Source organism: Acidaminococcus sp. (assembly GCF_050873445.1).
Classification (GTDB): domain Bacteria; phylum Bacillota; class Negativicutes; order Acidaminococcales; family Acidaminococcaceae; genus Acidaminococcus.
This window is the reverse complement of the sequence record NZ_JBNMIU010000060.1, coordinates 1-12,259: the sequence shown is the minus strand read 5'-3', so window position 1 is coordinate 12,259 and position 12,259 is coordinate 1. Positions and strand designations below refer to the sequence as shown.

Here is a 12,259-nt window from a genome sequence, read left to right as displayed (position 1 = left end):
TTTAAACGATTTCGAGGAAGGATATTACTGTTGTCTAAGGTAAAACTAAATTAAAGATGGACGTAAGCAAAAATGCTCACGTCCATGAATGGTGGATGATTTGAAATTCGCCCCAACATTTGACAAAGAACCAAAAAAAAGACTGCCCGCAGGCAGTCTTTTTCAGTGCACCTATTATTTGTTATTTTCAGCAGCGATGGCATCGCAGGCGCAGACAGCACATACATCCACAACATCCTGGGTAGAGCAGCCACGGCTCAGATCCAGGACCGGTTTGGCCAGACCTTGTACCAGAGGCCCAAGGCAGGTAGCACCGCTGAACCGTTCAACCAGCTTGTAGCCAATGTTGGCAGCGCACAGGTTCGGGAAGATCAGTACATTGGCATGACCGGCCACTTTGGAGCCAGGAGCCTTGCGTTCGCCCACTTCAGGAACCAGAGCGGCATCAGCCTGCAGTTCACCGTCGAAGTCGAAATCAACGTTGCGGGATTTCAGGATTTCAACAGCTTCCTTGACTTTGTCCACTTCGTCGCCGGAGCCGGAACCTTTGGTGGAGTAGCACAGCAGAGCCACTTTCGGTTCTTTGATGCCCATGGTGTCGCGGGCACGGTCAACGCAGCTTACAGCAATATCAGCCAGCTGTTCAGCAGTCGGTTCGATAATAACGCCGCAGTCACCGAAGACCAGTTTGCCGTTGTCGCCCAGATTCTTCTTGTCGCTCAGGATGATGAAACCGCTGCATACGGTCTTGTTGCCAGGTTTTACGCCTACAACCTGCAGACCAGCCTTGATGGTATCAGCGGAAGTCCGGGTAGAACCGGAAACCACACCGTCAGCGTCTCCCATGGCCAGCAGGCCAGCGCCGAAGAACGTGGTATCGTTCAGCATGATTTCCCGTGCTTTTTCCACGGTCATGCCTTTTTTCTTTCTCCGTTCTGCAAAGTAAGCACACAGTTCGTCCATTTTTTCATAGGTTGCAGGGTTGACGATTTCCACACCGTCAAAGCTGATACCCAAACGTTCTGCATCCTTTTGCAGTTTAGCAGGATCCCCTACCAGCACGATTTTAGCAAAACCTTCTTTGGTAACGATAGCAGCAGCTTGCAGAGCTCTGTCACTGTCGTTTTCCGGCAGCACAATTCTCTTTTGTGCAGGTTTAACACGAGCCTTCAGTTCGTCCATAAATGCCATTTAATATCACTCCTACCCAAATAGTTAAAAGGTTGGTGCACAGCACCCCTTTTCATACGTTTTATTATAGCACGTTTTTCGTCTGTACCATATACGAACTTTTCCCAAATTAAAACAAAAAATATTCTGATAAGTATTTCTTTCCAAAAGAAGTCTCCATGTTGAAAAATCGAGTATTTTTCTGTAAACTAAAGGTATCTGTAATTTGCTGTTCGCCAGCAGAATTGGAGGCATACCATGAATCGGGATTATCTAATGACCGACCGGCCCATGAAGGCCCTGTTCCTGTTTTCCCTGCCCATGATCCTGGGCAATTTTTTCCAGCAGCTGTACAATACGGTGGATTCAGCCATTGTAGGCCGTTATGTGGGTGAAGCCGCCCTGGCCGCCGTAGGAGCCTCCTACGCTCTCACCACGGTATTCATCAGCATCGCCATCGGGGGCGGCATAGGTGCTTCTGTAATCGTCAGCCGGTATTTCGGCGCCCACGATTACGACCATATGAAGCAGACCATCTACACAGCCTTCCTCACCTTTCTGGGGCTGAGTACCCTTTTGGGCGTATTCGGCTGCGCCACCAGTAGCCAGATCATGACCTGGCTGAAGACCCCGGCGGACAGCCTGGGCATGGCGGAAGTATACCTGCAGATCTACTTTCTGGGCCTTCCCTTCCTTTTTATGTACAACATCATCTCCGCCATGTTCAACGCCCTGGGCAAATCCCGGTATCCTCTGTACTTTTTGATTTTCTCCTCCATCCTGAACGTATTCCTGGATATCTACATGGTCCGGAACCTGGGTTGGGGCGTGGCCGGAGCCGCCTGGGCCACCCTGATCAGCCAGGGGCTTTCAGCAATGCTGTCCTACGGCGTGTTCATGCACCTGATCCATGACCTGGGCAGCGCTCCCGGCTATTTCAGCAGGACCCAGCTGGGCAAGATGACCACCATCGCCCTGCCTTCCATTTTGCAGCAGTCCATCGTCTCCATCGGCATGATGCTGGTACAGGGAGTGGTAAACAGTTTCGGGGCCGCGGCCCTGGCCGGGTACTCTTCCGCCTTGCGGATCCAGTACGTATGCACCGTACCTATGAATGCCATCGGCAACGCCATCAGTCCCTACACCGGCCAGAATCTGGGAGCCAGGAAAGTAGACCGGGTAATCCAGGGCTACCACAGTGCCAATAAGCTGGTGATACTGTACGCGGTGATCATCCTGATCGTGCTGGAAACCTGCAACGAACCCATCATCCGGTTCTTCCTGGGCGACCGTGCATCGGCAGTAGCGCTGGAAACGGGCACGTCATTCCTGAAATTCGTGGGCTTCTTCATCAGCATTATCGGCTTCAAGATGGCAGTGGACGGCGTACTGCGGGGGGCCGGCGACATGAAGCTGTTCACCATCGCCAACCTGACCAATCTGGGCCTGCGGATTGTAATTTCCCTGACCCTGGCCCCCATTTACGGCATCCAGATGGTCTGGATGGCCGAACCGGTAGGCTGGAGCGCCAACTGGCTGATCAGCTATTACGAGTACCACAGCCGGAGATGGATCGATAAAGTGAAGCTATAAAAATGCAGGAGCTGTGAAATCATCCTTCACAGCTCCTGCATTTTTTTCCAGCATCGGACTGGTCACCTTTTCCCTGCTTTTCTTTCCCTGAATTCCTTCCACATCTCTTCCAACAGCTGCGGCTCCTCCAAGATCCTTGCACAGGCAGCAGCCAGGATCTTGCTGCCGTACAGGATGGCATCATGGGCAGCCTCAGTCTTGCCGGCTTTCACATATTCCGCGGAATGGGCCGACGTCCCTTCCGGCACAAAAGCCGTGCGGATGCAGGTGCCGGGCATATGGTACATCACAATGCCGAAATCCGTGGAACCGGTCTTTTTCCGGGGTTCCGCAATCTGGGGTGCTCCAAAGGCCCGTGCCTGTTCCATGACCAAGTCATTCAATTTCAGGCAGGGGATCTTGGCATAGAACTCGTGGGTTTCCGGAATCGTATAGGTAGTACCCGTCATCAGGGCAGCCCCTTTCAAGATGTCCAGGAACCGGGGTTCCAGGCTCTTCAGGTAATCAGTGCTGTAAGACCGCAGTTCGTACTGGGCCACGGCCTTGTCAGGCACCACGTTGGCCGGGCCGCCTGCATCCCGTACCGTATAGTGCATCCGGGTATCGTCCAGCACATGTTCCCGCAGAAACTCGATGGCATTGAAGCTCAGGAGGGCCGCATCGAAGGCGCTGCGTCCCTTTTCCGGGTTCATGGCCGCATGGGCGCTCCTGCCGTGGAATTCCACCAGATAGCTCTTGTCGGCCATGCACCGCACATCCACGCAGGTAGTGGGTGCCGCATGCATCATCAGGGCCAGGTCGATATCCTTGAAACAGCCATGTTCCAGCATGATGGTCTTGCCGCCGACTGTCTCCTCGGCAGGAGTCCCGTAGATCACAATGGTAAAGGGCACGGTGCTGCCCTTGAACAGATCCCGCACGGTCAGGGCGGCACCAATCACGGACGGTCCCTGCATATGGTGGCCGCAGCCGTGGCCCATGTTTTCCAGAGCATCATATTCACAGAGGAAGCCCAGCCGGGGGCCTCCCTCTCCCTGTTTCCAGACAGCCCGGAAAGCGGTGGGCAGCGTGCCCACACCCTTTTCTACCGTAAAGCCCTGCTGTTCCAGATAGTCCTCCAGAAGGGCAGAAGATTTTACCTCCTGCAGTCCGATTTCGGCATAATCATAGATCTTGTCCGCCATGGAACATAATGCATCCCGACGGCTTTCACACAATGTGGCAATTTGCTGGATATCCATTATTTTTCTCCTCCATGCAATTTCCTGTATAACTCCAGATACTCCTGTTCTACTTCCTGGAAGGGGCGTACGGTGTAGTCCGTTTTCCACCGCAGGGTCCCTTCCATCTCCCTGTTTTCCGGATGGTCCATCAGGTGGTGCAGGTCGCTGTACATCAGTGCCCGGTCGATCTTCCGGATATGCTGCTTTTCCGCTGCCGGCAGGGGACCGCCCAGGAACTTCCGGAAAATGGCTGCCAGCAGTGCGTCTTCCAGCTCCCGGTACCGGGGCATACTGGCTTTATAGGGATGGGGCACATCCGACAGATAGCACTCCGCGGCATCGTGGAGCAATGCCCCCAGTGCCGTCCGCCGGTCGTATCCCCGGGCCAGGGCCTCCCGGGCTGCGGCAATGCAGTGCTGTCCCACGGAATAGAACGTTTTGCAATGTCCATTTCCCCGGCACAGCAGTGACAGGGCATGGGCAATGTCTTCGATGCGGATGGTGTCCGGGCGGGGATCCAGGGGATCGAACTCCAGCCCTGTGAACGTAGTGATGGTAGCGCCGGCCATCAGCCGTTCCTCCCGTCCAGTCCCAGCAGGGCCCGGTAGAGCACATCACCGCCCCGTTCCACGTCCTCCGGCGGAGTGAATTCCTTCCCGCTGTGGCTGATGCCCAGATGGCTGGGGATGAACAGCATCCCCACCGGGATCCGGTGTGCAATGGAATCGGCATCGTGGCCGGCCCCGCTGGGCATCACCTGCCAGGTGGCCCCGGCATTGTCCGCAGCACGCTCAAACTGTTCCATCAGACCCTTGTCACAGATGGCGCTGTCCTTGTGGATCAGCAGCCGGATGCTGAATCTACAGTCCGGGATGGCCTCTGCCACCTTCCGGATATCCCCGATCAAGGCATCCGTGTACTTGTCGTCGATGTTGCGCATCTCAAAGGTGCAGGTCACCTTGCCCGGCACCACATTGGAAGCGTTGGGCCAGCACTGGATCTTGCCAGCGGTGAACACCGTGTTGTGCCCGATGGCCCGGCATGCTGCGTCCCCGGCCACGATCAGTTTGGCCATGCCCACCATGGCATCTTTCCGATCTCCCATGGGCGTGGTGCCCCCGTGGTTGCTCTCCCCCTCAGCCGTCACCAGATAACGGACAATATTGGAAATGCCGTTGACGATACCCAGCTGCAGTCCCTTCTTTTCCAGCTGACCCCCCTGCTCGATATGAGTCTCCAGGTAACAGGCCGCATCCGAAAAATCCCGTTTGCAGGCCAGGATTGCTTCCACCCTGTGGCCGAAACCGGCCAGTGTTTCTTTCATCAGAGGCTGGTCAGGATCCGTAAGTCCGGCCAGCGCCCGGCTGCCGAAGGTACCGCCCAGAGGGCTGGCTTCTTCCCCGTTGAAGGCATAGACCTCCACCGTATGGCGCAGACGCCTGCCCTCCTCTTTCAGCCGCAATACGCAGCCCAGGGCCGCCGCCACTCCGTAGGCTCCGTCATAAAGCCCGCCGGAAGGGACCGTATCCAGATGGGAGCCCAGCAGGATATGCTTCAGCGCCGGATCCTTACCCGGCAGCACCCCGTGCAGATTTCCCGCCGCATCCCGGCTGGTGGTGAGCCCGGCCTGATGCATCAGCGCTTCCGCCGCTTCCACCGCCTGGAAAAATTCCGGGCTGTAGAGCCGCCGTGTATACGAACCATCCGGCTGTTTGCCGAAATGGGCAATGGTTTGCAGAATATCCATGATTTGAACCATACGATTCCCCTCCTCTACAGCCAGATTATACCATTTTTCCCTGTTTCTTTTCCAGATTCCCCATCACCCAGCGGTAGGCGAACAGGGCAAAAATACCAGCCACCAGCCAGGCCATGGGGTCGCAGGCAACCGAAATGGCGTAGCTGTGGGTTTCCATCCCTGCCAGGGCAGTCAGTCCCCGTGCTCCCAGTTCGAATACCCCGCACAGGGTAGGTGCCAGCGCATAGCCCACCCCCTGCATCACATTCCGGAAAATGAAGATCATGCTCAGGGGCAGGTAGAACCACATGGCGATGTCCCCATAGGTCCGGGCCCAGGGTACCAGTTCAGCGGTAGCTGTCCCTTCCGGAAAAAAGAACTGCACCAGGAAAGGCAGCAGATAGTGGAGTACGATAGCCGCCAGCAGGGAATACCCTGCCATGACCTGCAGTGCTTTCTTCACTCCTTCCCGGATCCGCCCCACATCGGCCTTGCCAAAGTTCTGCCCTGCATAGGTGGCCATGGTCTGCCCCATGGACAGGCACCCCTGGGTCAGCAGCATGGAGACTTTGGAAGCAGCCGTGTAGGCCGCCACCGCCAGAGAACCGAACAGGTTGACCGCAGCCTGGGCAATCATGACCCCCGATGCGGTAATGGAAAACTGCAGAGCCATGGGAAGGCCCATGCGCAGCTGTTCCCTGGTTTCATACCGGTAAAGCTTCCACTGTTGCTTTTCCGGGACCAGGATATGTACTGCCCGCAGGATGTAGACGGCGCACAGCAGAGCGGAAATGGCCTGGCTCACCACCGTTGCCACCGCCGCACCGGCCACACCCATCTGGAAATACAGGATGCACAGCAGATCCAGCCCCACATTGAGGCAGGCGGAAAAAACCAGGAAGAACAGGGGTGCCCTGCTGTCCCCCACCGCCCGAAGGAACACGGAACCCATATTGTAGAAGATATTGGCAAACAAGCCCTGGAAAATGATGGTGATATAGGTCCGGGCATCCCCCAAAATGTCTTCAGGTGTATTCATCAGCGACAACAGCCAGGGCACCGCAACCGTACTCAGCACCGTCATGACGATGGACAGCAGCACGGCCAGCAGCGTACCATTGGCCACACTGCGCTGCACCCCTGCTTTGTCCCGGGCTCCGAACCGCTGGGAAGTCAGGATACCGAAGCCTGCGGTGATGCCCAGTGCAAAGCCCAGGACCAGGAACATGAGGGTCCCGGTGGAACCTACTGCCGCCAGGGCACCGGCTCCTACATACCGGCCTACGATGATCATATCGGCCATGTTGTATAGCTGCTGGAATACATTCCCCACGAAAAGGGGGAACAGGAACTGGAGGATCTGGGGAAGGATGGGTCCCCGTGTCATCTCTTTTTGCATAATTATCCTTTTCTTTCACCAAAAAAGGAGGGCGTTTTCACACCCTCCTTTCATTCATTTCAGTCCATCAGCACAGTTTTGCGCCCGCAGGGATGTGCGGATCCAGCATCAGCAGATGCAGTTTCCGTTCTTCCCCTTCCATATGTTCTGCGCTCAGCAGCATCCCGCAGGATGCCACGCCCATCATCTTCCGGGGCGGCAGGTTCACAATGGCCACCAGGGTCTTGCCCACCAGTTCTTCCGGATCGTAGTACGCTTTGATCCCGCTCAGGATGGTCCGGTCCGTGCCGGTTCCATCGTCCAGGGTGAACTGCAGCAGTTTCTTGCTCTTGGGTACAGCGAAGCAGTCCTTCACCTTGACTACCCGGAAATCGCAGGCAGCAAAGTTGTCGAAGTCCACGAAATCCTTGAACAGGGGTTCAATGGTCACGTTGGAGAAGTCGATTTTTTCCGGAGCCACGGTCTGGAAAGCCGGTGCGGCAGCTTCTGCCACAGGAGCAGCTGCCGGTTTGGCTTCTGCTTCCTTTTTGCCGTTGTTATCCAGCGGCTTCATGGTCGGGAACAGCAGCACGTCACGGATGGAAACGGCTCCCGTCAGGAACATCACCAGCCGGTCGATGCCGATGCCCAGACCGCCTGTAGGCGGCAGACCATGCATCAGGGCGTTGATGAAGTCTTCATCCATCATGCCGGCTTCATCATCCCCGGCGTTCCGGTCTTCTACCTGCTTCTCGAACCGTTCCTTCTGGTCCAGAGGATCATTCAGTTCAGTGAACCCGTTGCACAGTTCCCGTCCGAAGATGTACCCTTCGAAACGGTCGGTGATCTCGGGATCAGCCACGCTGCTCTTGGCAAGAGGAGAGATTTCTTTGGGATGCCCGGTGATGAATACGGGCTGGATCAGGTTCTTTTCCACGAATTCATCGAAGAAAGCGTTGATGATCTTGCCCACGCCCCAGGCGGGTTCCACAGCGACGCCGGCTTCCTTGGCCATCTGACGGGCCACTTCCACATCCTTGACGCCGGTGAAGTCCTTGCCGCTGTATTTCTTCACGGCATCGATCATGCTCATCCGGGGCCACGGGCCGGTCAGATCGATTTCCGTACCTTCATACTGGATCTTCAGGGTCCCCAGTACCTTTTCAGCACAGGTGGTCACGATCTTTTCAGTCAGGTCCATCATGGTATTGAAGTCGCCGAAAGCTTCATAGCATTCCAGGGTGGTGAATTCCGGGTTATGTTTGATGTCCATGCCTTCATTGCGGAACACACGGCCCAGTTCATACACCCGTTCCAGACCGCCCACGACCAGGCGCTTCAGGTTCAGTTCGGTGGCAATCCGCAGATACAGATCGATATCCAGGGCATTGTGGTGGGTAATGAACGGACGGGCCTGAGCACCGCCGGAAATGGTGTTCAGTACCGGTGTTTCCACTTCCAGGTAGCCCTGGTCGTCCAGCACCTGCCGGATGCATTTGATGATCTGGGTCCGTTTCACGAACACGTCCCGTACTTCGGGGTTCACAATCAGATCCACATAGCGCTGACGGTAGCGGATTTCCTTATCTTTCAGCCCGTGCCATTTTTCCGGCAGGGGTTTCAGAGCCTTGGACAGGAATTCCAGTTTCTGCACCCGGATGGACGGTTCTCCCATATGGGTCTTGAAAACGGTACCTTCCACACCCACAATATCGCCGATATCCAGCAGTTTCACCACACTGTAGGCATCTTCGCCCAGTTCGTCCTTGCGGACATACAGCTGGATCTTGCCGGTCTTGTCCTGCAGGTCCATGAAGCAGGTCTTGCCATGGCCGCGGATGGCCAGGAGACGGCCGGCCACTTTCACCACCGTGCCGTTGGCTTCCATGGTATCCACGTTGTCATGGACTTCCTTCGTATGATGGGTCCACTGGTAGGCATGGCCGAAAGGCAGGATGCCCTTTTCTTCCAGCTTGTGCATCTTGTCCAGACGGACCTGCATTTGTTCATTGACGTCTTCGTCCGCCAATGCTTCCTTCTCTACGTCCGGTTGGTTCTTCTTTTCGTCGGACATAAAAACCCTCCTGATTCTATCGATTGATTATTTGCTTTCTTTGGCGGCAGCCTTTTTCTTGCCGCTGGGACGGCTGACGGCCACAATCTTGTAGTCCAGTTCACCCACCGGAGTGCGGACTTTTACCACAGAACCTACTTTCTGGTTCAGGATGGCTTTGCCCACAGGGGATTCGTTGGAAATCCGGGGAGGATCTGCCATAGGATCAGCTTCGGTGGTACCGACAACTGTATATTCTTCCTGGTCATGGGTTTCCATGTCTTCGATCTTCACTTTGCAACCCAGGGAAACCACGTTCTTGGTAATGTCGCTGTCTTTGATGACTTTGGCATTGCGGATCATGTTTTCCAGGGTCAGGATCCGTCCTTCTACGAAGGCCTGTTCGTTTTTGGCGTCATCGTACTCGGAGTTTTCGCTGATATCACCATAAGAAATAGCTACCTTCAACCGTTCAGCAACCTGCTGCCGTTTTTCAGAACGGAGGTAATCCAGTTCATCTTCTAACTTTTTGAGACCTTCTTCGGTCAAAATCGTTTGTTCAGCCATGTTTCACGACTCCTTTATAGGCTTTTTGGCTACTACCGTATCTTTTAAATTATAGATTGCAGCCGGATATTTGTCAATGCTGCAGGGGAATTCCACGGATATTATATGTATATTATATAAGGAAAGGATTTTGAATCTTCCTCTCCGGAAAGAGGAAGAGGGCACAAATCTCCGCGGCTATACACGGAACCGTTCAAATGTGGTATAATATCCAGTAACTTATGTTCCCAATCCATTTTTCAACTATATAGGAGCTGACGTGATGACAAGCAATAAGAACAAGAACTGGAGAAATGTCTTTGGTTCCCCTTCGCCTCACAAACATAAAAAATTGGGAGGCACGATTTTTTCAGCTGTGCTGGCCCTGATCCTGGTGGGCTTCCTTTCGGTAGCCGCCTTCTTCGCCCTGGCCAAATTCACCACAGCCAAGATCCTGACCAAGGATATGGCTCCCATGGCGTCTTCGCAATTCTTCGATGCCAAGGGCAACCTGATTACCACTGTGGATTCAGAAGAAGACCGGATTCCCGTGACCATCGACAAAACCCCGAAGGACCTGCAGCATGCCTTCCTGGCAGCGGAAGATATCCGTTTCTATGAACACGGAGGCATCGACTTCCGGGGCATCGGCCGTGCCATCTACACCTACATCCGGTGGGGTGAGGTCCAGGGCGGCAGTACCATTACCCAGCAGCTGGCCAAGAACTACTTCCTGACCCAGGAACAGACCCTGAGCCGAAAGCTGCACGAAGCCTTCATCGCCCTGCAAATCGAGCAGAAGTACACCAAAAACGAAATCCTGGAAATGTACATGAACCAGATTTACTTCGGCCAGGGTTCCTACGGCGTGGAAACCGCCGCCAACACCTACTTCGGCAAGCACGTGCAGGATCTGGACCTGGCCCAGTGTGCCATGATCGCCGGCATCCCCAAGAGCCCCAACTACTACTCTCCCCTGTCCAACCCCAAGGCTGCCAAGGAACGGCAGAAAACGGTGCTGGAACAGATGACCAAATACGGGTTCATCACCAAGGAACAGGCTGACGAAGCCTACGCAGAGCCTCTGACCTACAAGAGCCTGAACGAATCTCCGGGTTCCAAGAAATACTTCATCGATTATGTCATCCAGCTGCTGGTGGATAAATTCGGTCCCGACGCTGTATACAAGCAGGGTCTGAAAGTCTACACCACCCTGGATCCGGATATGCAGAAGGCTGCTGAAAAAGCTGCAGCCCAGACGCCTACCTACTACACCGACAGCAACAAGCTGAAACAGCCCCAGTCCTCCATTGTAGCCGTGGAACCCAAGACCGGGTACATCAAAGCCATGATCGGCGGCCGGGGTACTGACCAGTTCAACCGTGCAGTAATGGCAGAACGGCAGCCAGGTTCCGCATTCAAGCCTTTCGTTTACATGAATGCCTTCGAACAGGGTGCAACACCCGGCGATACAGTAGAAGATTCCCCGATCCCGGGCGAATGGAACCCCCAGAACTACGACCGCAGCTTCCATGGTACGGTTTCATACCGGACGGCCCTCACCTACTCCTACAACGTGCCTGCCGTCAAGGTGGCGATGAAGTACGGGCCTGAAAAGATTGTAAAACTGGCCAAGAAGTTCGGCATCTCTACCCTGGTGGATGACGATGAAAACGCCGTTATCGCCCTGGGCGGTCTGACCCATGGGGTGACGCCCCTGGAAATGGCCGGTGCATACGCCGGTATCGCCAATATGGGCAAGTTCAACAAACCCACTCCCATCATCAAGATCCTGGACCGGAACGGTAAGGTCCTGTACGAACACAAGGCAAATCCCACCCAGGTGGTAAAACCGGAAACCGCTTACATGATGATCTCCATGATGGAAGACGTCATGACCCGTGGTACGGGCCGTGGTGCCGCCATCAACCGTACCTGCGCCGGTAAGTCCGGTACCACCAGCGATTACCATGATGCCTGGTTCGTAGGCTTCACTCCTGACCTGGCCTGTGCTGTCTGGATCGGGGACGACAATAACGATTCCCTGGGCGGCATGACCGGTGGCGGTGAGCCTGCTACCTTGTGGCGGACGTTCATGAGCAACGCCCTGGCCGATACGCCGGCATCCGACTTCGATAAGCCGGATGGGTTCAAGATGCCCGCACCGAAATATGAAGCGCCCAAGAGCTCTTCCAAGAGCAGCGGTTCCAGCAAGAAAGCCGCCGATACCAAGAAGAACAGTAAGGGCAAGGACGATGCACTGCCTGGAAACGGCAATGTACCGCAGCCGCCCCGCTCCTCCGGCAAGAGCTCCACGCCCCCGCCGGTACGGCCGCCGAAACAGTAAGAGAAAGCCTGTCGCAATTGCGGCAGGCTTTTTTGTCACCAGTGACCAGGTGGTCCATTCACCACATAAAAAAAGGGGCTGTGAAATAATGGCCCCATGAACACGAGAAAGGACTTTCGATTCTTGCGAACCGAAAGTCCTTTTTCGTGTTAGAATTTAACTGACAATGAAAAACCTAACTGTGTATTATAGTACTCCCAAACAGGGAATT

Annotated in this window: 9 protein-coding genes; 2 read left to right on the top strand and 7 right to left on the bottom strand. The window is 55.0% G+C overall.

The features are described 5' to 3' along the window. Positions 1–174 precede the first annotated feature (174 nt). Positions 175–1,191, bottom strand: coding sequence for a phosphate acetyltransferase (gene pta / locus ACR0QW_RS09630; protein ID WP_432643450.1), 1,017 nt, complete (start codon positions 1,189–1,191; stop codon positions 175–177). 237 nt (positions 1,192–1,428) lie between these two features. On the opposite strand from pta, the gene ACR0QW_RS09625 reads away from it, so the two are divergent. Next, on the top strand, positions 1,429–2,763 hold the full coding sequence (locus ACR0QW_RS09625) for an MATE family efflux transporter (protein WP_432643449.1): 1,335 nt from the start codon (positions 1,429–1,431) through the stop codon (positions 2,761–2,763). Positions 2,764–2,825: 62 nt separating this feature from the next. Here the strand turns inward: ACR0QW_RS09625 and ACR0QW_RS09620 are convergent, their stop codons facing one another. From ACR0QW_RS09620 to greA, 6 genes are all read right to left on the bottom strand, one after another. Continuing rightward, positions 2,826–4,004 (bottom strand): M20 family metallopeptidase, encoded by a 1,179-nt coding sequence (locus tag ACR0QW_RS09620; protein WP_432643448.1) that lies wholly within the window; start codon positions 4,002–4,004, stop codon positions 2,826–2,828. Continuing rightward, positions 4,004–4,555, bottom strand: a complete 552-nt coding sequence (locus tag ACR0QW_RS09615) for a hypothetical protein (protein ID WP_432643447.1) — start codon at positions 4,553–4,555, stop codon at positions 4,004–4,006. The genes ACR0QW_RS09620 and ACR0QW_RS09615 overlap by 1 nt, the downstream gene beginning before the upstream one ends. Then, the gene (locus ACR0QW_RS09610; protein WP_432643446.1) at positions 4,555–5,745 is read right to left on the bottom strand and encodes a Zn-dependent hydrolase; all 1,191 of its coding nucleotides are present in this window, start codon (positions 5,743–5,745) and stop codon (positions 4,555–4,557) included. The genes ACR0QW_RS09615 and ACR0QW_RS09610 overlap by 1 nt, the downstream gene beginning before the upstream one ends. Positions 5,746–5,770: 25 nt before the next feature. Next, positions 5,771–7,123 carry an MATE family efflux transporter gene (locus ACR0QW_RS09605; RefSeq protein ID WP_432643445.1) on the bottom strand — a complete coding sequence of 451 codons (1,353 nt, stop codon included), beginning with the start codon at positions 7,121–7,123 and terminating at the stop codon, positions 5,771–5,773. Positions 7,124–7,190: 67 nt separating this feature from the next. Beyond that, positions 7,191–9,176: a lysine--tRNA ligase gene (gene lysS / locus ACR0QW_RS09600; protein WP_432643444.1), complete on the bottom strand. Its 1,986-nt coding sequence runs from the start codon at positions 9,174–9,176 to the stop codon at positions 7,191–7,193. A 27-nt stretch (positions 9,177–9,203) separates the two neighbouring features. Beyond that, the gene (greA, locus tag ACR0QW_RS09595) at positions 9,204–9,722 is read right to left on the bottom strand and encodes a transcription elongation factor GreA (protein ID WP_432643443.1); all 519 of its coding nucleotides are present in this window, start codon (positions 9,720–9,722) and stop codon (positions 9,204–9,206) included. 262 nt (positions 9,723–9,984) lie between these two features. Between greA and ACR0QW_RS09590 the strand changes: the two genes are divergently transcribed. Next, positions 9,985–12,048: a transglycosylase domain-containing protein gene (locus tag ACR0QW_RS09590; RefSeq protein ID WP_432643442.1), complete on the top strand. Its 2,064-nt coding sequence runs from the start codon at positions 9,985–9,987 to the stop codon at positions 12,046–12,048. The last annotated feature ends 211 nt before the right edge of the window (positions 12,049–12,259 follow it).

Bases quoted from the DNA above. Each gene is read 5' to 3' on its own strand.
- pta (WP_432643450.1), bottom strand. From the start codon at position 1,191: ATGGCATTTATGGACGAACTGAAGGCTCGTGTTAAACCTGCACAAAAG.
- ACR0QW_RS09625 (WP_432643449.1), top strand. From the start codon at position 1,429: ATGAATCGGGATTATCTAATGACCGACCGGCCCATGAAGGCCCTGTTC.
- ACR0QW_RS09620 (WP_432643448.1), bottom strand. From the start codon at position 4,004: ATGGATATCCAGCAAATTGCCACATTGTGTGAAAGCCGTCGGGATGCA.
- ACR0QW_RS09615 (WP_432643447.1), bottom strand. From the start codon at position 4,555: ATGGCCGGCGCTACCATCACTACGTTCACAGGGCTGGAGTTCGATCCC.
- ACR0QW_RS09610 (WP_432643446.1), bottom strand. From the start codon at position 5,745: ATGGTTCAAATCATGGATATTCTGCAAACCATTGCCCATTTCGGCAAA.
- ACR0QW_RS09605 (WP_432643445.1), bottom strand. From the start codon at position 7,123: ATGCAAAAAGAGATGACACGGGGACCCATCCTTCCCCAGATCCTCCAG.
- lysS (WP_432643444.1), bottom strand. From the start codon at position 9,176: ATGTCCGACGAAAAGAAGAACCAACCGGACGTAGAGAAGGAAGCATTG.
- greA (WP_432643443.1), bottom strand. From the start codon at position 9,722: ATGGCTGAACAAACGATTTTGACCGAAGAAGGTCTCAAAAAGTTAGAA.
- ACR0QW_RS09590 (WP_432643442.1), top strand. From the start codon at position 9,985: ATGACAAGCAATAAGAACAAGAACTGGAGAAATGTCTTTGGTTCCCCT.